The following is a 23,476-nucleotide window of genomic DNA, read 5'->3' as shown; positions in this document are numbered from 1 at the left end:
CTGGACTACAATTCTTTTAATACCAATTCCCAAAAATAATGGGTGCATCTCAATTTTGAATAAAGCCAAAAATTTATCGCTTTTAGGGAACAGGGAACAGGGAACAGGGAACAGGGAATATATAGGAAAAAAGTATTTTTGCAAATATGAGATCCACCCAAAATAATGCTATACTTCCCATGAAACTTCAGTTATTAAGTAATAATAATAGTTGAATCATGTTTGTAACGATTATCGGTATCAAACCAAGACATCTTATCCCTTTTTACCGAATAATTAATAATTAATAATTAAATAATTCTGGTTTAAAGCATCCCCTTTTAAGGGGAAAAAAGCGGTCGAGGGATGGCGTTAGCGGAGCGGCTCTGATCAGAGCGGGTCTCCTCGCCATATCCAATCGACCAAGAGAAGAAATAATATTTCCTTATTTTCAATCAAGGACGGTTTTAACCAGAGGTAATTATCAATTATCCATTATCAATTATCAATTAATGAACCTACTCCCTACTCTCAAGGATATGTAGCAATACTTTTGAGAAATGGTATAATACCAAATTGATAAATGTTTGCTACAAATAGTTAGGGTATTTATTTTAATGCGCGAATTTAGAATTTAGAATGCAGAATGGATAGATTTAATACCATTTTTGATGTTGCAAATTACCTTTTTCGTGAAACAGACTTTATCTCAAAGTCTTTTTATGGTGCTTATTATTCGTAACATTCTTTTTTCAAAATTGTATAACATCAGGAATTTACAGAAATTAAACTGTAGATATACAAATATATTGTGCAAAAATTAAAGGAATAAAAATTAACTATGGCAACTAAACTCTGGCGGAATATTTGGCGAGTTCTCAACACAGAAATAGAATTGAATTTATCAGAAACTGTTAAAGGTGGAGTTGAGTCTGGTAAGGCAGTTTTGGAAATAGCAAAAGCTCTACAAGAAAATAAGGATGCTAAAGAATTAAAACCTTTTATTGAAAATATTGATTCTGTTTTGGATGTGTTAAATTCTCCCCTGGGAAAAGTTGCCGGGGCGGGTTTACCTTTTTTGCCTATTGCAACTGGAATTATTACTTTTATTATTGAAAAAACTCGTCAAGAGCCAACTTTAGAAGATGAAGTACAATTGGTGGCTCAGGTGGCTTATTTAGAAAGTTTACGACAATTTTTAATAGACCATCCAAAAATTCAAAATAGGCTGACAGAAACTGAGGCTTCGGAAGCGGTACAAAAACAGATTAAAAAGTTGGATGGAGAAATATATTTTAATGGCCTAGATGCTAAAGATACTTTGATTTGTTTTTATGATTCACCTTTGAGAAAAAAGTTTGATAAAATTTTGCTTAAACGCTTCAAAGAATCTGGTTTGACTGAAAATAATGCTAAAATTGTCACCGAAAGAATCTCTCGCAATACTCACCGTTATATAAAAGAAGCAGTGCTAGATGTGAAAGACAATGCTAAGAAATTAGCCGGAATTTATGGGTATGGGTGGCAACAAGATTTGGAAGTTTATGGGAGTATTGATAAGTATTTGAAAGAGGCGATCGCTATTAAACCAGACGAAGAAGTATTTGATGAAAAATTCACTTTTCGACAAATTTATGTGCCACTAGAAGTCAAACCTGTTAACTCCGATGGGAAGGTTGAAGAAACAGCAACACCTCAGAATATTGAGAAGTGGGCAAAAACAATTTTGCTGGATAAAAACAAAGACAAACAGGTGTTATTTATTCAAGCAGGACCGGGAAGAGGAAAAAGTTTATTTTGCCGGATGTTTGCTGAGTGGGTGCGCCGGGTACTACATCCTTTTTATACACCTATTTTGATTCGGTTGCGGGATGTAAAAAGGTTTGCAGCAAATATTGATGATACTTTAGCTGATGCTGTGGGTCGGGATTTTATGAAGACTGATAGCGGTTGGTTGACAGACCGCAATACTCGATTTCTGTTTTTGCTAGATGGGTTTGATGAGTTGTTGTTGGAGCGCGGTGCAAGTAATGAGTTGAAGGTGTTTTTAGACCAGGTGGCGCAGTTTCAGAAACAAGCAGCAGAAAATAAGGAGCGCGGTCATCGGGTTTTGATTACAGGTAGACCTTTGGCGCTTTATGGCATTGAAAGGTTGATGCCATCTAATCTGGAGCGGGTTAGTATTTTGCCGATGGGTGATGATATTCAGCAAAAGTGGTTTGAGAAGTGGCAGACGGTTGTAGGAGAAGCGGAAACAGAAAAGTTTCGGGATTTTTTGCACAGCGAACAATTTCCTGAGCAAGTTAAGGAGTTGGCGCGGGAACCACTTTTGTTATATTTGCTAGCTGCAATGCACCGAGATAAGCAGTTACAGGGAGAGATGTCTGCTACTGTTGATGTTGGTGGTACAAAAGTTTTGATTTATGAGCAGGCGTTGAAATGGGTGCTGAAAAAACAGCGAGGGAATGTTAGTCGAGAAATTACGCAGTTGGAGCAAGAAGATTTAGAAATTTTGTTGGCAGAAGCAGGGTTGTGTGTAGTGCAGTCTGGTAGCGAATATGCTGCAATAAAAATGATTGAAGACCGACTGGTGAAACAGGGATATAAAAAGTTGCAGGCGTTAATTGAAAATGCTAGGCAAGATAGACGAGAGGATGGGTTGAAAAATGCTTTGGCTGCTTTTTATTTGAAGTCGGCAGCAAGGGCAGAAAATTCGGTGGAGTTTTTTCATAAGAGTTTTGGTGAGTTTCTCTGTGCAAAACGAATGGCAGAAAGTCTGAAAGATTTGACGGAGAAAACTGAGAGGCGAGGTAAGACTTATGTGGTGTCTGATGAAGAGTTAGAATGGCAGGTTTACGATCTGTTTGGTTATGACCGTTTGAAGGCGGAAGTTGTCGAATATTTGATGGCGTTATTGGTGAAAAATCAGGTTGAGCTAGTGGCGTTGTTTGAGCGGTTGCATGGGTTTTATCTGGACTGGTGCGAAGGGAAGTTTATTGAGGCGGCGGAGGAAACTTTACTTCAGAAAAAGGCGAGGCAGTTGCAGCAGTGGGGTATTGAGTCTGGGCAGCGTCGGGTGGATATTTATACGGGGTTGAATGTGATGATCTTGTTGTTTGAGCTGCATCGTTATGGGAGGTCTCAGGAGGAGTTGCGGGAGCAGTTGCATTTTTATCCTTGCGGTCAACCTGAACCTGACAGTGCAGATTTTGAGGACACAAAACTATTAAAGATTATTGGTTACAGTAACTGTCTTGGAGTTTTTGCTTTTAACGAAATAGTAGGTAGTTTTCTCAGAGATGCCGACCTCAGTGGTGCCAACCTCAGAGATGCCAACCTCATTCGTGCCGACCTTAGTGGTGCCGACCTTAGTGGTGCTAACCTCAGTGGTGCCGACCTCACTCGTGCCGATCTTAGTGGTGCTAACCTCAGTGGTGCTAACCTCAGTCGTGCCAACTTCATTCGTACCGATCTCAGTGGTGCTAACCTCATTAATACCTACCTTATTGATGCCAACCTCATTCGTACCGACCTCAGTGGTGCTAACCTCAGTGGTGCCAAGCTTATTTATGCGAACCTCATTGATGCCTATCTCACTGGTGCTGACCTCAGTAGTACCAACTTCATTTATGCGAACCTCTGTCGTGCCGACCTCATTTATGCCAACCTCAGTCGTGCTGACCTTCGTAGTGCCAATCTCATTTATGCGAACCTCAGTCGTGCCGACCTCAGTGGTGCCTACCTCAGTGGTGCCTATCTCAGTCGTGCCTACCTCATTCGTTCCAACCTTAGTAGTGCTGACCTCAGTGATGCTGACCTCAGTGATGCCTACCTCAGTAACATCAAATGGGATAACCATACTAAATGGTCAAATACTATCGGTTTACATGAAGCAAGAGAAGTTCCAGAAGAGCTACAACAAAATCCAGAATTTGCCGCAGCAGTTGCTCAGTCGGAAGCAGCAAGTCAACAACAACAGTAAATTTTCAAGTAGTAAATTTTGTAGTTTGTAGGTTGGGTTGACGCCTGGAAACCCAACACCAAGGTGTATCTGTTGCGTTGCCCGAAAGTCTCGTATTAGGGGATTTTCCCTCATGAACAATTTTCCTAAGAAGACCTTAAGGAAATCTAACAAGAAGCTAGCATCTGTTGGGTTTATCCTCCGGATCAGCTCCGCTAACATTTCTCTCAACCTAACCTACGGGAAACTATCGGTTTACATGAAGCAAGAAAAGTTTGTAGGTTGGGTCTCCTCGAGGAAACCCAACACCAAGATGTATCTGTTGCATTGCCCGAAAGTCTCGTATTAGGGGATTTTCCCTCATGAACAATTTTCCTCAGTTCACCTCAAGGAAACCTCACAAGAAGCTAGCATCTGTTGGGTTTATCCTCCGGATCAGCTCCGCTAACGTTTCTCTCAACCCAACCTACAGGAAACAAGTAAATTTTGTAGGGTGCGTATTTACGGCTTAAAGTCAGACTATGAAAGGGATTTAACAATCCGTCGTCACGCACCATTTTAGTTGTGTCAGTCTACTACTTTGCGGTGCGTTACGCTCCGCTAACACACCCTACTGGACTACTCTAATTATCCATTATGAAAAGCGCTGTAAAACTCAGACAAAGCAATATTTTTCCCTCTTCCTTCTTCCTTCTTCCTTCTTCCTTCTTCCTTCTTCCTTCTTCCTTTACTAACCTTCCAAATACAAAAAATGTAATCTCCCAAAATAATCACCAGCAACAATAGTTCTTCCATCCGGTCCAACTGCGCAACGTTTGAATCCACTACTTCCGATAAAAGTAGCGATCGCCTTCTTACTTTTAGCTGTTAAATCCCACAATTTCAAAGTCTTATCTTCCGAAGCAGAGATAGCTCGACTATTTGCTAATCCTACAACATCTAATACAGTTCCTTCATGACCTTTGAACACACCAACTTTATCACCTGTTTCCAAATTCCAAGCTCTCACATCATGATCATAAGAACCTGAAATAACATACTTATTATCAGGAGTCACTGCCACAGAATTAACTAAGTCAACATGACCAGTCAAAATCAAAACTCTTTCTTCTGTTTCTAAATTCCAAACCATAACATTTGTATCGTGAGAACCTGAAATCGCATACTTACCATCAGGACTTACTGCTATACAAGATACCTCCTCTTCATGACCTCCTAAATAGCCAACTTCTTGCCTTAATTCTAAATCCCAAATCTTCATTCCACGGTTTCCCCAATATCCAGAAATAAGAGCTTCACCTTCTGGGGTTACTACCATAAAATTTCCTAAATGTAAAGGGGATAAAAAAGCAAATGTTTCTTCTTGAGTTCTGGGATTACGACATTTCATTTTTCTGATTTCAGTACTAGGTTCTGAACTGCTAAAACCAAGAAATATCTGTTTACTATCTGGAGTAATTGCAAAACAATGTACTATTGCAAAGCGTTCTATTTCTATATTACAAACTTCAGAAAAATTTGTTAAATCCCAGACTTTTAATTTACAGTCACAACCAGCAGAAATTGCCCATTTACCACTAGGAGCAATAGCAACAGCATTAATCTCTTCTATATGACCAATAGGAGTATAATTTACACGATTATTTTCCCAAACTTTTGTTAAATCCCAAACTTTTATACTAGGGTCAGAACCACAAGAAATTGCCAGTTTACCATCCTTTGTAATGACAATATCATTTACATAACGACTATGGTCTCTAAAAGTAGCTATTTCTTTTCCTGTTTCTAAATCCCAAACTTTAATTGTTGAATCACCGGATGCAGAAACTAAGTGTTTACCATCAGGGGTTACTGCTACAGATTGAACTACACTATCATGACCAGATAATTGAAATATTTCTTCTCCTGTTTTTATATCCCAAACATAAATCCAACCGAAAAAGAAATCCCATTCTCCATCAAGGTCGTACCCAATAATTCGCTTTCCATCTGGCGTAACTGCGGCTCCTTCAACTTCTGAACTATGACCTTTAATTGTCTTAATTAATTTCCTTGTTTTTCGATTCCAAACTTTGATAGTTTTGTCAAAAGAAGCTGAAATTATTTTTTCTCCATCCTGTGTAATTGTGACAGATTTTACTTCTGCTTTATGAGCTTTAATAGAGTGAATATTTGACCCTGTTTCTAGATTCCAGATTTTAATAGTACCATCATCAGAACTAGAAATTAATTCTTTTTCGTCTGGTGTAAGAACTACTGAAGTTACTGGTCCATAATGTAGATTTCGGGTCATTATTGGTTTTTTTTCGATTAAATCCCAAATTTTTATTGTTTCATCTGCTGAGGCTGAAATAAGTAGTTTTCCATCAGATGTTACTGCTAATGATGTAATTTCTTTTTTATGACCAGTGAAAGTAAATAGTTCTTTTCCTGTTTCCAGATTCCAAACTTTAATTTGATTATCTCTAGCACCGGAAATTATTTGTTTATTATCCGCTGTCACTACTACAGTATTGATAATTTCTGTATGACCTTTGATAGTACGAATTAATTCTGTATCGGGGGGTGCGAAAGTAGGAACTAAAGGACGCAACCAAGCATTTCTTCTACTTTTTTTTGCCCGCTCTAATAAGTTTTGAATATCTGGATTCTCAATGCCTACTAAACGACTCCAAAGTTGTTCTATAAGTTGTTTTTTATCTTGTTTGATAATATCTTCCGATAGACGAAATACTCCTTGAATTAATCTCAAAGTCTCTATTTGTTGAGCAGTTATATCTGAAGGTTTTGCAGGGTGTAATATTGAGTTATAATCCTCTATTAATACCTGGAGGTCATCAACAGCAATTTTAGCTTTAATAAAATCAAAATCTATTAAATATTGATATAACTGTTGGAAATTTCCAGCTTCTAATAACTCCCCAACTTTCATTTGAACAGCAATTTTTTTGTTTTGGGTAGGAATACTTTTCAACCAGTTACGGACTTCACTCATTCATTACACTCCTCTAGATCAGTTATCAGTTATCAGTTACAGTGTTTCCCGTTGTTATAAGGTCAAAATTTTAGGTTTGAGGGAACAGGGAACAGCGGTGCGACCCCGCGTCGGCGTCAGACGCAAGGGAACGCGCACCTAGAGAGGGAACAGGGAACAGAAAAGAATAAAAACAACTGTACCTCATAGCTTCGGAAACTGCTATATCAGTTATCAGTCAAAATTAAAAAATCAGGCGTTGGTGAATTTAGCTATGATTTTCGTCCTTAGGGGGTAGGAAATAGGTAGGGACGTTGTATGCAACGTCCCTACAGATTAGTTTGCTCCTTCCTTTTAAACAAATTTCCTCCTCATCTCCTATTACCGAATAATTAAGGTTTAAAACCTCTCCTTTAAAGGAGAAAAAAGCGGTCGTTTTGCTAGCGCACAACTCCGTTAACGCTGCGCGACATGTTTGCGTTTGCGCAGCATCCCGTAGGGAAGCATTCCGTAGGAAAAAGCGGAGCTTCCCGTAGGGTGGGATGGATGGGTTTCCTAACCATATCCAATCGACCAAGAGAAGAAAAAATTATCCTTTTAGTCAATCCTCTTCTTTTCAAGGAGAGGTAATTATTAATTATTCATTATTAATTGTTGAACCATTACCCATTACCTATTTTCCGTTTAACAGCTTTGAGCAGCTCTGGGTTGAAACCCCCGGTTTCTATAAACCGGAAGGTGCGCGGAGGGGTTGAAATCTCCTTTAAAAATTTACTCCTGACTCCTGACTCCTGACTCCTAACTCCTCTTTCCCATTTAACTTCAATATCTGTGCTGTCATTTCTAAACTTTCCTCATATAAAACATCCCTTCCCCAACGTTGTAACTGTTGCGCCATCAACGCTTCTGCCTTCTGATCAGTTAATGCTGTTACCTGCTCTGTCAGACAAGACTGCGCCTTACCGCCAGATTCCAAACGCATACAACCAGTAGTTTCAGAACACAAAATTGTACAACAATTAATATCAGCATTAGGATTAGTCGAACCCAAACGCACACCGACTAAGTCTCCAGGAATCTCACCAAAGTCAGCAGTAGGAATAGCTGCTAATTCGGCAACAATTTCTTGATTATTTTGCCCATGAAATTTTATATGAGTAAGATCATAGTCACCACCCACTTCTGCATAAGAAACTGGTTTCCAATCAAGACGACTAGCAAACCAACCTAAAAACATTAGTGCTTGAGCAGCATTTCCTTTTTCATAGTCAAGTGTAATAGTATCAACTTCCCATAAAGCTGCCCTTCGTTGGGGAGGGTCAAAAGTCGCAGCAGTTAACTCTTGCCAAGCTGAAAGACGATGCCAGTTGAGATCGGCAATATAGGTTTCATTATCAATCAACTCCTGCATCTTTAAAAACTCTGATTCTGGATCGGAAAAGTAACAGGAATCCATAATTATGCAATTACTGGTCTCACACAAACTCCGAAATAATTCCTGGTCTGTGTTGGGAGTTGCTTTCCACCATACAAATTTAGGTAGATCGGGAATCATTAATGATGTTACCGTTTCACCTACCCTTTCCATTGCTGATTTGGTTCCCCGTAGGGTGACATACTCACTACAAACTAGATTTGAGGTATTTTGCTTCTGAATTGGGCAGTAGGCAGATACTTGAGCTATTACCCCTGTATCTTCTTCCCCAATATTTGGGCACAGAGTAACTATACGACAGGGATTTTGAGCCGCGATCGCATCTGCTAAACTAAATCCTCTGACATTAATGTTTGTGACTTGTTGTCGGTCTCCTGGTTGTTTGGCAAATTCCTCGCGCAATTTAGCTAGGGTTTCCGGGTCTACTCTACCTGTGATTGGCAGTTGATATGTATTTTGTGCATTTCTAATTCCATCCCTGGTTTGTGGCCCATGAATGCCATCAATGGGGCCTTCGTAGAATCCTAATCCCCCCAGTAATTGTTGAAATTCTTCTGGTTCGTAAATTACCATGCTAAAGGTAGCAGCTCTGGTAGCAATGGGTGCTGCTTTTCCTCCATTTTGACTAAGCCAAATTTTACTTAATTCTTCTTCTATTTCTCCTAGAGAAATATCTTTTGGTTGTTGTAAGGCAACAATTGGTGTAGTCATTTTTTTGTTTGTCCTTAGTATTAGTTTTTGTTGATTTAAGTAAGTCAGTGGTAATGAGAATTGGTAATCTTGTCCTGATTTTGGCGCTTGTCCTTAGTCTTCTAGACTGATTTGAGTATTTATGCCATACTTTCTTGGCTAACTATTACTAAGTAGACTTTTGATTATATAGGGTAGCGTAAATTGGCAAGTTATACCTAGTTACTAATTATAAGTTATTTCCTATTGCCCAGTGATTTAAACTTTTTTTAATAAATGTTACCCCTAAATTTTTAATTGCTAATCATATATAGCAATATGATTTGAGTTGTGAGATATGGGAAACTTTTAGGGAACAGGGAACAGGGAAAAACGTATCATATGAATATAATAATTGCTATCTTCTATACTTTTAAGGAACACCTCAATTCTCACAACTGATTCCTGATTGCTATATGTTGATTTTCAATAGTGTTTAGATATCTCTCAATCTAGTTAATAATTATTGTAAGAATTCAGCTCTTAGCAGTCAGCCATCAGCAAATAATGCATAAATATTATAAGCTTCAAGAAGCATAATTTTACAGTAAGTTTTAATTATAGCGCTGTGCGCAGGGAACAGGCAACACTTAACTGGGAACAGGGGGAATAAATTGCCGTTTGCGCAAGCATTCCGTAGGAATCATATAAGACTTCTAGCTCTTTTGCCCCTACTACAATTTGTAAATATACCAGCGCTCATTGCTATATATCCAAATTTATAAATTGCATTTCTCAATTATTTTTACCTCCTCCGATCATCAATAGCTGACTGCTGAATGCTTACTAATTATTGCTCTGATTGTGATTGGATTTGATTTAAGTTACTTCTCCTAACACCTTCTTCTCTATCCTCAACTACACTCCCCCATTTTTTGATTTTTGGTTACCGAATAATTAAGGTTTAAAACCTCTCATTTCTTGGAGAAACTTGCGGTCGTTTGCGGAACATTCCGTTAGGATGGGATGGATGGGTCTCCTCGCCATATCCATTAGACCAAGAGAAGAAAAATTTTTCATGATTAGTCAATCCTCTTTTTTTCAAGGAGAGGTAATTATTAATTATTAATTGTTGAATAACCTAACACCTAAAACCTTCTTCAAAGCGTTTTGTTTTTGATTTTACTAGAAATTAAACCTACTAAATTATCAATATAACGACTAGCTTCCATTGGCATTACTTCCATGCCATGGAGTACTTTTTGATTCAGAATAAAGTATACTAAAGAACCAACAAAAATTCTAGCAGTTGCTTCTGGATCGTCAAGGTTTAATTCTTGATGTTCTTGCAAATATTTTGTCAGAGTTTCTACTGCTGGTTTTGCTATTTGAGTTAAAAATAACTTGGATAAATCTGGATATTTTCCTGACTCAGCAATAATTAATCTGACAAATTCTAAATATTCAGTATCGTTGATATTTTCTGTTAGTAATCTATCCGCTAAGTTGCGCAATACTTGTTCCGGTTCTCCCTCAAGTGGTTGTGACCAAACAAAATTAAATTTTTTGGTAGCTACTCGCTTGACTAAGGCTTTGAATAATCCTTCTTTATCTGTGAAATGACTATATAGTGTCTGTTTCGATACCCCTGCTGCTTTGGCTACTTTATCCATACTGGTACAAGCATAACCATTCTTGAGGAATTCTGGTATTGCTCCTCTTAATATTTGTTCTGCTTTGCCGACAGCACCCTGGCCGTGTTTTTTCAGCCTCTTGATTTTGGTCATTAGCTTTTTTCCTTGAGATTTTTTTCCTTCTGAGTTGACATTATCAAACTTGTAGTTATATATTGTAAATATAATCAAACTATACGGTCTAGTCTAAGTATATAATTAATAATATGAGTATAATTTGTATCTCCATATTGGCAGGCACAATCGTCTTATCTGACGAAATTATCAACGGTAAACTGCAAGTTTCAAAGCGGTTATTCAACTGGATAGAAAAAGTTGGCGATCGCTCCCACAAAGAAAGAAATTTTACTGCTAAGTCAGAATAATTTTGTGATTAATATTAGACTCTCAATATTATTCACTGCTAATGGCTAGTATTAGTAAAGGAAGATTAATTAGCCATTAGTATTTTTATATAGTTCAGGACTTGTCCATAACCACAAAATATAGTAGGAGTTAACGGTTGTTAAAGCCTAAAAATGGTGTATAATTTCGTCTTTTTCGTAAGTCCTGATAGTTCAATTATACAGATTTCCCGCCTTTTGTGAACAACACACCATTTAACAATTATTTTGACAACTCTATTCTATACTTTCCTTGTTGTTTAAATTTTTAGTTATTTGCTCTAAAGGAGGTGTAAAAACCTCTACTTTATATTCATTAATAGTTTCAGTAAAAATAACCTCTGAACATTGGGAACGTAAAGATTTCCATAACATTGTTTCTTCATAATGTTCAAATTCTGCCGGAATATAATCTAAAAGAGTTTTAGAACAAACAACAATTAATCTTTCCTGAACTCTGGAAAAAGCTACATTTGAGCGATTAAGATTCAGGATAAATTCGGCATTTTTACTAATAGCAGACGGGTCGCTTGCTGTAGCAGAAACAATTATGTTTGGACGTTCACCACCTTGGAATTTTTCTACAGTATCTATCACATCAACAGCATTTCCATAGTAATCTGCTAACTCTGTTTTAAGTAGAGTTCTTTGGGCACGATGTGGGGTAACAATTCCGATACTTCCATCAGGAATTTCTCCACCTGCATCAATAATTTGTTTAATTATTTCTACTTCTATTTGATTGCTACGTCTTGACTTACGTTCAGAATGAAGAACAAGATAAAGACCTCTATTTCCTGGCAAAAGTTTTTCCCAAGTTCCATTTATTTGCTGTTCTTCTATATTTTTATCTTTTTCTTTGCCTCGTAATTGAATATTATCTAACTTGCGATAAAGACGGGCAATAAGTTCGCGAATAACTGGCGGTAAACGAAAGGTAAAATTCAAGGCAGAAGATAATATTGCTTCATCAGGAATTTGAGTATCTGAGTTTTCTTTTAAGTTTTGAATAGCCTGATATGCACTAACATAAGGTTGGTAAGATACTACAGGAGGACGGTCTTCATTTTCCCAATCATGGGTAATAATAGGGGTAAGTTGTCGATGGTCTCCAGCTAACATTATTTCACCATCATTTTTGACTAATGTTGCTAATGCTAGAAAGTGAGGAAATACCATCATACTTGCTTCATCAACAATAAGAGTTTTTGTTTGAAAACCTTGGGGATAGTCTTTTAAAAATTTCTTTCGTTGATTCAATTCATTAACCATTTTTAAAATTGCATTGGTTGTTCCTCCAATTACTAGAACTGTCTTTTTACGCATTTGATTAACATCATTGACACAAGGTTTAGAAGGAAATGAATTAACATTCGTATTTTGAAAATCCTCTTTATTTTTAGGATCGACTCTGCTCAGTTGAATTGATGATAAGTTTAAGTTTAGATTAATAGCGTGTTGATTCAAAATAGGTAAAAGGCGATCTAGACGTAAGAGTAATTCATCTACAGCTTTATGAGTATGGGCAGTAATAAGAACAATATCCCCAGGAGAACTTCGTGCCAAAATTCTTAAAAAAGTAGCGATCGCCGTTGTTTCTGTTTTACCTGTACCCGGTGGACCTTGTAAAAGTTGAATCCTAGTTTTTAATCCATTTATTATTGCTTCTATTTGCTTATCATCGAGCTTTTTATTATTTGGTAATGGTAAGGAATTAAGAAAGTTTTGATATTTTTCTAAATCATTTTCTAAAGGAGTAATTTGTGGTGGAATTTCAGGATTTTCTGGAGCTAACCATCGACAAACATGATTTCCTTGAGTATTCTGTAATTTATCATCGACTCTTCCAGCTACAAAATCTGAGGGACTTTCATCAATAGTGGCATTTGTAAAAATTTGTTCTTGATTTTTATTACTATAAGAATTACTAAATAACTTATACCTATCAGAATTGCTAAAAATAGGAGATAGTTCTATATATTTAGTTTCCCAATTTATTTCATTTACTATACAGGTACTTCCAGCACGCAAAAGTTGATTTATTGTTTGACCTTGATATGGATTTTCAGCACAAGGACTAAGCCTAACAAAAGAACTTTCATCAATTGTACAATTAGCTTGTAAAAGTTCAGGAGTAATACTATATCCATCAAAATTAATTTCTGCTATTAACCTATTATTATATGACTCTATATTTCTAATAGGTATTGTTCGGCCTAAAGAAATACGATAGATAGGTGGAACTAAATTATTAGCAATCCAATCTGTTACTTTAACGTGCTGGTCTAAACGGAGAAAATCTATTCCTGCTTGAGCAGCATTATCTACACCTAAATTAAAATCTGGTAAATCAGCAATAGTCAAAGATTGTTTTATTATCTCGGAATTTTTAAACCTTATTCCCTCTTCAACCCACCTAATAGCATGAGTACGAGCGCGAAAATATTCTTTTAAATAATTTGGTGTTTGTGCTTGATTATAATTTTTAATAGGTTTTTTTAATTCGGCTTTAATTTTTGGGTCATTAGGGTTAGGAAGTTTTCTCCAATAGGCACGCCAATATGCTGCACTGAAAGAATTAAAATATCTTAGTCTCACTTCAAATTGATGTTTACGAATATTGTCAGTATTTGATTTTGAAGTAGCCCATTGATTATTACTTTCTATCTCTAAATTAGTTTTAAAGTCAAATATATCTTGAGAAAAAACTTGGTCTAAATTAACAAATTTTCCGTTAATCTTTCGTCGCCAATGATAACGTCTGCCAAACCATTTCAGAGAAGTTACAACTGCTAAATCTCTACCTGTCCATCCCAAAGCATAACGACGATCTACTTCATCATCAAGGCAAGAATAAATTAGTTGTTCTAGACTTTCTCGACAACCAAGTAACTCCCGTAAATGACTTAGAAGTTGGGAACTAACACGAGAACAACCTTCAACTAATTGGGTCATTTCTTGACGTGACCAAACATAAAAATGAATGGCAGCTTCTTCTGTTTCTGCAACTTCGGCGATAGTATCAACTAATTCTAATAAAAATCCTTGTATTAACTCTTTTTCTGAACCATTGTCTTCTTTATATTCTCCCGTCCATGCGGATGTTTTGAATTTAATTACATCTTTACCTTCAAGTTCGTTTTCTTGGTAAACAGTTTTATTGTTGTGATCTTTTCCTGCTTCTATATACTCCTTAATTTTCGGGTCTGGTTGCCATTTACCCTCTTCATTTTTCTCAAATTTTGGATCTAATTTTCCGTGACTTTTAGTAACATGAGCAGCTAATGCACCTATCCTATTTTCGACATAATCATATTCAACAGTAAGATATACTCGAATCAAATCTTCTCCATTAATAATATGTTTGGGAAGTTGACTTTGACCTGAATATTTTGGCAGTGCTTCTACTTCATAAGTATCTGGATTAGAATCTCCATCAGGAAGAGTACCTCTACGGGTTTTTGCTTTTAATTGAAGAAGCTCTAAATTCTCTGTAAAACTTGTATCTTTTTGAATTTCAGCAGCTTGATTTCCTTCTAAATTAAGTTCAGATAAATCATCAAGATTATTAACACCTACATTATGCAATACCCTGACAATTGATGAGTCTATTCCTAATAATTCTAAACGTTTTTCTCTAGCACTTTCAGCTAAACAATGAACGCTTAATGTACAGTCACTACATTTTTGGTCTAGCTGATAATCTAAATCAGATAAATCAGTTTCAACTATCCACTTTAAAATACCATCAGATGCTACAAGACGATTAATATCAGCTTCTATTGTTTCGAGATTTAAAGCTGGAGATTTGATAATATCCTGACTTTTATTAGTATTTTCATCAATCCGAACCACAACAGATTCTATATTTTCTGGTTTTAGTTTTATCCCACAAATATTGATTGAATTTTTTTCTATTAACTGACGTACCAATATCTGATATAAACCAACTTGTACTTGATGATAAGTCCGGTCTTTTCGAGATGCTTTACTTTCAACTAATCGTAATTTTGGTTCATCGTTTTCCCAGAGCAAAACTACAAAGTCAATTTGTCCATAAATATTAAATTCTCCCAGAGTTCCTTCTATTGAAATTTCTCGTCCATAAGCTTTTTGTTTTTCTGGCAAATTTTTCAGCTTTTCAACGAAGTCATTCCATTCAGTTGCTTTATCTTCTTGCTTAGACTTCTCACTCATTTTAGTTAAGTCAAGAAAGCCATCTTTTTGCAGCGAAGTTTCCCATTCATTCTCTCTTATTCGACCTTCCTCTTCCAAAACTGGGTCTAAAGAAGTAGCAAAAATTAAGTTAGAAAAAGGAATATCTTTTTTAGCAAGTTCATAGTCCTTATATTTTAACTTAAATCGGCGATCGCATGACTGATAACGAATATATTCAGCAATATCGGTAGCTCGAACTGATAGTTTTGTTGTTGACATAATAATAATTTATTCGTTAATCAAGTATTTTAATTTTCAGCCTCATGCAATACGGCTATGATTGGAAATTATAACTCAATTTATACTAACTCGTTACGATATGACTATAACTATCAATATATAGCCATAATATTTTAGTTACGAGATATTGGAGACTTTCGTTTTAGGTATGGAGGGAATAGGGAATAGGGAATAGGGAAGAAGAAAAAACGAATATATAAGAATAAGAGAACTGCTATATTCTATACTTAAAAGGAAAACCTCAATTTTCACATATGATTCCTGATTGGTATATATTTAATTTCCTACCTGATAAACTACAGAATCTTCACTACAATTTTTCACAAAACCACGACTCTGCATTACTTGTTCAAATAATTCGGTAGACAAACTATTTTCCACAGACCAAACACCCGGTTTATTCAATTTCCCAGACAAAATTAATTCGGCAATACCACCAGCACCAATACCCGTAACAGTTGCAGTATCTTTATGTATAATTGATGAGCAAAAATTAACTTTTTTCCCTGACTTTTTACCAATAACTTTTGCATGAATTGCTACACCAGTACCACTATATTTATCTGTAATTTGAGTCATCTTATAACTAACTTGAGACAAAAATTCTATTACCCCCGAATTATTTAACCAACTAACAGGAAATAAATGAGCAGTCATCCAAGTCAGATGATTATAAAAATCGGGAAAAGAACCAAACTTTGTAGTTACAGTTTGCACCGGAAAAGAGGTCGGCAAAGTCAAACATTCTGGCATATCAAACCAGTAAACTCCAATTTTTCCGTAGGGTTTAGGAAAATCAATAACTTGGCGATCGCTATAAGGTTTAACAAATTCCCACTTGTTATTTTTCCACACCTCAAAATGATTTTGTAAACCTAAAAAAGTAGTACGCATTACTGTTACTCCCGCTCCACCCGAACCACCTACTACATAACTGAAATGAATTTCTTCTGGTTCATCAAATTGTTCTACTGATTGACGAGCCAAACTATTAGAAATTCCTGGAAAAATACCTGTATTAATAATTGCAGTAACTCCAGCTTGTTTGGCAGCTGCAGAATATTCTAAAGCTTTAGAAGTAAAACCTCTATGGTCGCTAATATCAACATAATTAACACCTACTTCGATGCAATTTTTCAGAACATTAGTATCGCGATGATGAAATGGACCTGCACAATGAATGACTAAATTTCCAGAATATTTGCTGTAAGTATGAATAATATTTTTGACTGTTTCTTTATCTGCTAAATCTAAAGTTAAATATTTAACTCCAGGAATAGGAATTTCTTTGATATTTACTTCTGTTTTACGTCCGGTAATAGTAATTTCTGAGTTGGTATAAGTAGCTAAATCTCTAGCAACACTACTACCAATTCTGCCATATCCACCGATGATTAAAACTTGGTTATTCATTTCAGTTATCAGTTATTAGTTAATAGTACCTCTAGCTAAAGCCAGAAGTCAGTTTTTCTAAATCGGACTTGCTATGAAACCTTATTTTTTAGTCATAATTAATATGACATTATAGGAAACATCAAAATGTAGATTAAAAAGTGTGAATTTTGTTTCCTTTATCAGAAACTGACAAAACTAATTTTCTGCATTGTATCATCAGGAGCGGGTTAATTTAATTAAGTGTTAAGACTCATTAATTTAACCAGAAACTTATCCTACTATTTCAAAATTTTAGTGTGTCGATTTACTACAAACTACAATATAAATCTCCAGAAAAGAGGTCACAGGAAACACCGGAGCTGGAATGATAAATAATTGATAATTTATGGATAATAATTGATTTTATTTTGGATTTTTACCAGATGTCTAATATTATGATAATTTTTAACAGACAGAATAAACTAGATTTCATCCAATGACAAAAAAAGTCGATATTAGTAGTAAACGTCTAATTGGAATTGCCCCCAGTCGTTGGGTAGAATGGGTGACAGAAATTATCAATATTAATGTCGAATAAATTATTTCTTCAGACTTCCAGTGGGTAAGTCAAGAAGGGGATGTTTTGATGCGTGTTTCAACTCAAGAATATGGAGAGTTTCTAGTTCTCAATGAAATGCAATTAAGGTATAATACAGAAATGCCACGTTGGATGCGTGCTTATGCCGCATTAGCAGAAGAAAAGTACAAAAAACCCGTTTATCCTGTATTAATAAATATTCTCCAACCAAGCACAACCACAGAAATAGTCAATTGTTATGAATCAGAATTTCTTAATTTGAGAGCATATTAAGACTATCGAGTTATTAACCTGTGGGAAATAGAAGCACAAGAAGTTTTTCAACAACCTCTTCTCTCCCTACTTCCTTTTGTTCCTATTGTTAAGGGAGGAGGAGAAGAAGCAACTGTCAGACAAGCATTGCAACTTTTACGGGAAGATTAACAACTATCAGAATGAGAAAATTTACTAGCATTTTTTGCTACATTTGTGTTAAAGACGGAAATAGTACAACAAATAATGAGGTGGGATGTGGCAGTTTTACAACAATCTCCTTGCTATCAACAAATTTTACAGGAGGGAGTAGAAATAGGTCAACAACGTGGAATTGAAATAGGTCAACAAAGAAGAATTGAAATTGGCGAACAAAGAGGTGAACAACGAGGAATACTTTCTGGAATAGAAATAGCATTAGAATTGAAATTTAGCTCCTCAGGAAAAGAGATATTTTCAGAGATTAATTCTATTGAAGATATTCAAGTTTTAGAAACAATTCTGGCCTCTCTCAAGACTGTGAAAAATATCGACCAGTTAAGACAAATTTATCAGTCAAATTCTTAAACAAGATATTCAGCAAAAAAGTGTAAATTTTGTTTCCTCTCCTACTTCCTTTTCTTCGTATTCTTCAAGGTGGTGGGGAAAAGGAAACTGTTATACCAATTCTCAAAAATTTTGCTCTACTTGAATTTCCTATTTCTAAATACTATTTATTGACATAATTTGATTGTGGTAGTGGTAAACAAGTAATGATTTTGCTGATCTACGCTTATGAAAATTGAAGTGATCTACCAACCAACATCCCACAGCTAACCGAAATCCTAGAAAAATAAAAGGATGGCAATATTTTCATTAACAACAGCTTCATAATTAAGGCTGTTATAACCACTAGCACGAATATGACACAGAAGGACATTTGTTTCGTGACGCTCACATAGAGACCCTAAATTGCGGTGATCAAATTGAGGTTTGATGCCCTTATAAATAAAAGGATAATCTTCACTGAGAGTACCTTTACTCCAGGTAGCTAAACCAAAGCCAGCTAATTGAATCATATCATGATCTTCTGGATCGAAGCTTTGATTCACTATAGAATTATCAGGTCTCAGAAGCAATTGATAAATTTGTAGTGGTTCACCAATATATGCTAAAACTCTACACAGATTTTTTCCTATGGGTAATTATTAATTATTCGGTCAAGTTTAAACATAATTATCAAATTATCATATAACTCACAGGTTAAACAGGTTTTTAAGCAACTTTATTTTTTATTTTTTAACTTGAACTATCTGAAGACTACCACCAGCATATAAAAGGGGTTTAGGTGAGTCAGTATCAACTAAATAAAACCCTACTTCTTGTAATAATTCCAAGATATTTGTATTAATAAAATCCCAAGAAGTTTCAGTTTCAAATAACCATAAAAATATGGCAAACCCCGGCCAAAAAAGAATATTTGTCGGACGATGAAAGTCAACAAAAGTAAAAATACCTCCTGGTTTAAGAATGCGGTAAACTTCTTGAATAATTTGCCGTAATTGTTCAGAATTCATTTCATGTAGAGCAGCACTGGTATGTACTAAATCAAATTGATTATTTGAGAATGGGATATCCTCAGCAAATGCCTCAATATATTCAGCCGATGGTACATTTTTTTTCGCTCTATTTATTGATAGTGGAGAAGCATCTAATCCTGTAACATTTTGGGAGTGTTGAACTAGAAAATTAGTTGCTTGACCACTACCACAACAAAGGTCAAGTATTTGAGTATTTTGCTCAATGGTTAAACCTTGTAAAGCTAGTTGACGAAAGTTACTTTCTCCGCCAACACTAAGAGCTGCTAAACGGGAAATACCGTCATATAACCATTGATATTTATAGCTCCAGTCTCTTAAAATTGTTGCCATGAGATTAATAAGTCAAAAGTCAAAAGTCAAAAGTCAAAAGTGTATAAATAAAATTTATACTTGATCGCTCAATTGGAATAGATTTGGGGTAGTAGTTGACTCTAAATTTATTAGAAAATATACTTAAGAAAATATTAATATGTTAAATTTAGTAACAAATATTAAAATTGGAGCCTGATTAATATTATGAGTCGTGTTGGAGTTTTATTACTTAATTTAGGTGGGCCAGAGCAACTTGAAGATGTCCGTCCCTTTCTTTTTAATTTATTTTCTGACCCAGAAATTATTCGTCTCCCCTTTCCTTGGTTGCAAAAACCTTTAGCATGGTTTATTTCCACCATGCGTTTTCAAAAGTCTCAGGACAATTATAAAGAAATTGGCGGTGGTTCTCCATTAAGATCCATTACCGAACAGCAAGGTTTGGCGATCGAAAAACAATTAGAAGAAAAAGGATTAACAGCTCAAACTTATATAGGAATGCGTTATTGGCATCCTTTTACAGAAGAAGCTCTCGCTAGAATTAAGCGCGACCAAATAGAAAGGTTAGTAATTCTGCCACTTTATCCTCAATATTCTATCAGCACTAGCGGTTCTAGTTTTCGGCTACTCGATCAACTCTGGCAAAAAGACCCAGAATTACAGAACACTGAATATACCGTTATTCCCTCTTGGTATCAACGACCAGGATATATTCAGGCCATGGCAGAATTAATTGCTCAAGAATTAGATAACTGTCCCAACTCAGAGCAAGTTCATATCTTTTTCAGTGCTCATGGTGTACCAGTTAGCTACGTTGAAGAAGCAGGAGACCCTTATCAGGCAGAAATTGAAGACTGTGTCGATAAGATTATGAAGGCTTTGAATCGTTCTAACTCTCATACCTTAGCTTATCAGAGTCGGGTAGGTCCGGTGGAATGGTTGAAACCTTACACTGAAGAGGCTATTCAAGAATTGGCCAGTGATGGGGTTAAAGATTTATTAGTAGTTCCCATTAGCTTTGTTTCCGAACATATTGAAACTCTGCAAGAAATTGATATGGAATATCGTGAGGTGGCAGAAGAAGCTGGAATTAGTAATTTTTACCGAGTGCCTGCTCTCAATACCCATCCAGTATTTATCAATGATTTAGCAGATTTGGTTATTGAAGCTCTGGATGCTCCTACTCGTCTTTTTTCCGATGCCATCCAAATGAAAAAAATTATCAAAATGTATCCCCAAGAAAAATGGCAGTGGGGTTTGACTACCACCGCAGAAGTATGGAATGGACGGTTAGCAATGCTTGGGTTTATGGCTTTGTTGTTGGAGTTAATTACTGGTTATGGCCCCTTACACTTGGCTGGCTTACTTTAGAATAGGGACATTTGGCATCTAGCGATGCCCTTTCTAAAATTAATCTATATAGCTATCAGCTATCAGCTATCAGCTAAAGTCAAAACATTACAGTGAAGAGTTTTGAAGTTTCTTACTTGTCCTAATCTTCATGGGTAGTGCTATATCCTTAAACCCACATTTTGTAACATGAAAATTAGTATAAAATCCTTAGCTTGTTTAAGTATTTATACTATATAAATTATCTTCATTTACCTCGATCAGGAGTCAAATTCTCAGTGAAATATTGAGCATAAATACTTACTTAATCGTTGATTTCTATTGACCACTATAATTTACTTCTAACTTCTAACTTTTGACTTTTGACTTTTGACTTCATTTACCTCGATCAGGAGTCAAATTCTCAGTGAAATATTAAGCATAAATACTTACTTAATTGTTGACTTGATCGCGGCAGCTATGATTTTCTTCTAAATTCTGTCTCCTGTCTCCTGTCTCCTGACTCCTTCTTCTATGCTACATTTTGTCGTGCGGAACGTAGGTTCTAAAGTCCTTTATAACACCGATACCAATCCTGATAGCTACGAATTGCTAGCCACAACAATAGTAAGGCAATTAATCCCCCTTGTTGTGGTGCGTCAAAAGCAAAAATTACCAGGCAAATACATAGAAGATCTTGAACTAATAGCATCCAGACTGGCAAACCACGCCATCGATAAAACCATCCTACCTGAACAAGTTGCAGCACTAAGGCAAGTAAACCACCAACTACTCCCATCACGATCGTTAACCAGTCTTCTAAATGAGTGGCCTTGGCGATCGCCATACTCATAATTGCTCCTACTATTGGACTGAATAGAAGTTGAATTAAATTTAGAATGCGTTGGCCTAACAGCCGTTTTGAGGCAAATATTTCAAATAAAGACCAACTAACTAAAACTCCCACTACTATTTGTGGGGAAATATTGGACAGCAGAGGTACTTTCGACCATAAATCATTTTGCCATAAACCGATTAACAGTAACGGTAAGGCTATTCTGATACCTGCTGCTGCTGATGCAGACAAAGCTGCTAGGACTTCTACCATAAACGACAACACAGAGTATTACTACTATTACTATCTATTTTAGTATTTAGTTGCTGATGTCCGGGAGGAATCTCTAGACTCAGGTATTTCACCCCTTTAAAGTAATATTTAAGGATAATTTTTCTGATATTTTTGACTGATAGATAATAGACATCTCCTCCGAAAGAGGGAGTAGGGAGTAGGGGGAAAGAATCGATAGTTTCTGTGGGATAATTGATTTGATTTTTTATTCTTGGAGATGTATAACATGGGGCTTGCTGATTAAATATCAAAGCATTGACTGATATTGGTTTTAGGCTTTTTATGTCTTGAAAAAGAATGAGCTTTTCAGTTGCTCGGGTTCATGCTTACGAGCATTTTCGGGAAGCAAAAGCCGAAAAATCACTCTTAATATTATTTTGGCCACTTATATCATGTCCGGATAATTAGTTATAAAAAAACTTTCTCCTTCAACTCCAGTTGTTCTTCTTTATTACCTCTTTCCTCCTGACTCCTGACTCCTGAATCCTGACTCCTCCGTAGTTATTTATTTATCACTGTTTAACCGGACATGATATTACTCTGTAATTCCCATTTCTTCTACGTCCTAACTACTCCCTACTCCCTTTTTCCCCTCCTGGGAGGGGTTAGGGGTGGGTCTCTACTCCCTACCTCAGCAAAAAGACTTTACTCCGCAAACCCTAATTATAGATATCCGCGCAGGATTTTGGAAAAAAAACTGAAGTAACAGAAATTGATGAACTGATCGCTTATATCATGTCCGGATAAGAGCGTGATCAAAAAAACTTTCTCCTCTTTGATTCTTTCTTTTTCTTTCTTCCCTCCTGACTAGGTCCTCCTGACTGCTCAGTCGTTTATTTATAAGTATTCAACCGGACATGATGTTATGTGGGAAAAAAAATAAAAAGTGGCGATCAATAATGGTCAACCATTTTCAACCAGGAATTATCGGATGGGTTACGGCGAGACCGTTGAGGAAAAACTTTTAAGCAATTATGGTCTCGTATTCCAGGTGGGAAATGCTTTTTTTTCTGTGACTGAATACTAGCAATTAGACTTATCCTATCAGCAATATGCAGCCAAAATTAATATAAATTTTGGTCTAAGAATGTCGAAAACTTAATTAAATTTAATTTAATTTGTATTCCTTAGTTTTAAGCTACCAAAAAGTAGGAGTTTTGAATGAACAGTACAACAATTTTAAATGAAAGTTTTATTAAAGTTTGGACTTTGGACAAAAAGCAAAATAGTTAGTGTAATAATTACGCTAATCATATCTGGCAATGTTCCTCTGTCTCCAGTGAATTTAATCACTGAAAAATAGAAATAATTGAGAGTGATCGCCGACGGGGATGCCAACTTTTAGTTATTTT

Annotated in this window: 14 protein-coding genes; 5 read left to right on the top strand and 9 right to left on the bottom strand. The window is 36.0% G+C overall.

Features of this window, described 5'->3' with window-relative positions:
* The first annotated feature begins 820 nt into the window (after positions 1-820).
* Positions 821-3,961: a pentapeptide repeat-containing protein gene (locus tag F6K18_RS30100; protein ID WP_287526387.1), complete on the top strand. Its 3,141-nt coding sequence runs from the start codon at positions 821-823 to the stop codon at positions 3,959-3,961.
* A gap of 606 nt (positions 3,962-4,567) precedes the next feature.
* Here F6K18_RS30100 and F6K18_RS30095 read toward each other — a convergent pair.
* The 4 genes from F6K18_RS30095 to F6K18_RS30080 form a co-directional block, all read right to left on the bottom strand.
* Positions 4,568-4,705 (bottom strand): hypothetical protein, encoded by a 138-nt coding sequence (locus F6K18_RS30095; RefSeq protein ID WP_287526385.1) that lies wholly within the window; start codon positions 4,703-4,705, stop codon positions 4,568-4,570.
* On the bottom strand, positions 4,671-6,935 hold the full coding sequence (locus F6K18_RS30090) for a hypothetical protein (RefSeq protein WP_287526382.1): 2,265 nt from the start codon (positions 6,933-6,935) through the stop codon (positions 4,671-4,673). Before F6K18_RS30090 ends, F6K18_RS30095 begins: the two co-directional genes overlap by 35 nt.
* A 742-nt stretch (positions 6,936-7,677) precedes the next feature.
* Entirely contained in the window at positions 7,678-9,060 is a 1,383-nt protein-coding gene (gene opcA / locus F6K18_RS30085; RefSeq protein ID WP_287526380.1) for a glucose-6-phosphate dehydrogenase assembly protein OpcA, read from the bottom strand.
* Positions 9,061-10,178: 1,118 nt separating this feature from the next.
* Positions 10,179-10,805 carry a TetR/AcrR family transcriptional regulator gene (locus F6K18_RS30080; RefSeq protein ID WP_287526377.1) on the bottom strand — a complete coding sequence of 209 codons (627 nt, stop codon included), beginning with the start codon at positions 10,803-10,805 and terminating at the stop codon, positions 10,179-10,181.
* A 113-nt stretch (positions 10,806-10,918) separates the two neighbouring features.
* On the opposite strand from F6K18_RS30080, the gene F6K18_RS30075 reads away from it, so the two are divergent.
* Positions 10,919-11,077: a hypothetical protein gene (locus F6K18_RS30075; protein WP_287526375.1), complete on the top strand. Its 159-nt coding sequence runs from the start codon at positions 10,919-10,921 to the stop codon at positions 11,075-11,077.
* A gap of 255 nt (positions 11,078-11,332) precedes the next feature.
* Here F6K18_RS30075 and F6K18_RS30070 read toward each other — a convergent pair whose 3' ends face one another.
* Together F6K18_RS30070 and F6K18_RS30065 are read right to left on the bottom strand one after the other, a co-directional pair.
* Positions 11,333-15,532 carry an AAA domain-containing protein gene (locus F6K18_RS30070; protein ID WP_287526372.1) on the bottom strand — a complete coding sequence of 1,400 codons (4,200 nt, stop codon included), beginning with the start codon at positions 15,530-15,532 and terminating at the stop codon, positions 11,333-11,335.
* Positions 15,533-15,829: 297 nt separating this feature from the next.
* Entirely contained in the window at positions 15,830-16,966 is a 1,137-nt protein-coding gene (locus F6K18_RS30065; protein ID WP_287526369.1) for a saccharopine dehydrogenase family protein, read from the bottom strand.
* 607 nt (positions 16,967-17,573) lie between these two features.
* Here F6K18_RS30065 and F6K18_RS30060 point away from each other — a divergent pair.
* Both F6K18_RS30060 and F6K18_RS30055 read left to right on the top strand, forming a co-directional pair.
* Positions 17,574-17,798, top strand: a complete 225-nt coding sequence (locus F6K18_RS30060) for a hypothetical protein (RefSeq protein ID WP_287526367.1) — start codon at positions 17,574-17,576, stop codon at positions 17,796-17,798.
* 225 nt (positions 17,799-18,023) lie between these two features.
* The gene (locus F6K18_RS30055; RefSeq protein ID WP_287526365.1) at positions 18,024-18,344 is read left to right on the top strand and encodes a hypothetical protein; all 321 of its coding nucleotides are present in this window, start codon (positions 18,024-18,026) and stop codon (positions 18,342-18,344) included.
* A gap of 257 nt (positions 18,345-18,601) precedes the next feature.
* Here the strand turns inward: F6K18_RS30055 and F6K18_RS30050 are convergent, their stop codons facing one another.
* Together F6K18_RS30050 and F6K18_RS30045 are read right to left on the bottom strand one after the other, a co-directional pair.
* Positions 18,602-18,835: a hypothetical protein gene (locus F6K18_RS30050; protein WP_287526364.1), complete on the bottom strand. Its 234-nt coding sequence runs from the start codon at positions 18,833-18,835 to the stop codon at positions 18,602-18,604.
* 213 nt (positions 18,836-19,048) lie between these two features.
* Positions 19,049-19,687 carry a class I SAM-dependent methyltransferase gene (locus tag F6K18_RS30045; RefSeq protein ID WP_287526363.1) on the bottom strand — a complete coding sequence of 213 codons (639 nt, stop codon included), beginning with the start codon at positions 19,685-19,687 and terminating at the stop codon, positions 19,049-19,051.
* A gap of 186 nt (positions 19,688-19,873) precedes the next feature.
* Here F6K18_RS30045 and hemH point away from each other — a divergent pair, with 186 nt between their 5' ends.
* Positions 19,874-21,037, top strand: coding sequence for a ferrochelatase (gene hemH / locus F6K18_RS30040; RefSeq protein ID WP_287526361.1), 1,164 nt, complete (start codon positions 19,874-19,876; stop codon positions 21,035-21,037).
* Between the two features lie 523 nt (positions 21,038-21,560).
* On the opposite strand, the gene F6K18_RS30035 is transcribed toward hemH, so the two are convergent.
* Positions 21,561-22,103 (bottom strand): DUF4126 domain-containing protein, encoded by a 543-nt coding sequence (locus tag F6K18_RS30035; protein WP_287526359.1) that lies wholly within the window; start codon positions 22,101-22,103, stop codon positions 21,561-21,563.
* Positions 22,104-23,476: the final 1,373 nt, after the last annotated feature.

The organism is Okeania sp. SIO2C2 (assembly GCF_010692625.1).
In the GTDB taxonomy this organism is placed as follows: domain Bacteria; phylum Cyanobacteriota; class Cyanobacteriia; order Cyanobacteriales; family Microcoleaceae; genus Okeania; species Okeania hirsuta.
The sequence above is the reverse complement of the archived record's forward strand: the minus strand, read 5'-3'. Positions and strand labels throughout refer to the sequence as shown.

Coding starts and splice junctions, on each gene's coding strand:
- F6K18_RS30090 (WP_287526382.1), bottom strand. CDS start 6,935: ATGAGTGAAGTCCGTAACTGGTTGAAAAGTATTCCTACCCAAAACAAA.
- F6K18_RS30100 (WP_287526387.1), top strand. CDS start 821: ATGGCAACTAAACTCTGGCGGAATATTTGGCGAGTTCTCAACACAGAA.
- hemH (WP_287526361.1), top strand. CDS start 19,874: ATGAGTCGTGTTGGAGTTTTATTACTTAATTTAGGTGGGCCAGAGCAA.
- F6K18_RS30050 (WP_287526364.1), bottom strand. CDS start 18,835: ATGATTCAATTAGCTGGCTTTGGTTTAGCTACCTGGAGTAAAGGTACT.
- opcA (WP_287526380.1), bottom strand. CDS start 9,060: ATGACTACACCAATTGTTGCCTTACAACAACCAAAAGATATTTCTCTA.
- F6K18_RS30055 (WP_287526365.1), top strand. CDS start 18,024: ATGAGGTGGGATGTGGCAGTTTTACAACAATCTCCTTGCTATCAACAA.
- F6K18_RS30060 (WP_287526367.1), top strand. CDS start 17,574: ATGCGTGTTTCAACTCAAGAATATGGAGAGTTTCTAGTTCTCAATGAA.
- F6K18_RS30080 (WP_287526377.1), bottom strand. CDS start 10,805: ATGACCAAAATCAAGAGGCTGAAAAAACACGGCCAGGGTGCTGTCGGC.
- F6K18_RS30070 (WP_287526372.1), bottom strand. CDS start 15,532: ATGTCAACAACAAAACTATCAGTTCGAGCTACCGATATTGCTGAATAT.
- F6K18_RS30075 (WP_287526375.1), top strand. CDS start 10,919: ATGAGTATAATTTGTATCTCCATATTGGCAGGCACAATCGTCTTATCT.
- F6K18_RS30065 (WP_287526369.1), bottom strand. CDS start 16,966: ATGAATAACCAAGTTTTAATCATCGGTGGATATGGCAGAATTGGTAGT.
- F6K18_RS30045 (WP_287526363.1), bottom strand. CDS start 19,687: ATGGCAACAATTTTAAGAGACTGGAGCTATAAATATCAATGGTTATAT.
- F6K18_RS30035 (WP_287526359.1), bottom strand. CDS start 22,103: ATGGTAGAAGTCCTAGCAGCTTTGTCTGCATCAGCAGCAGCAGGTATC.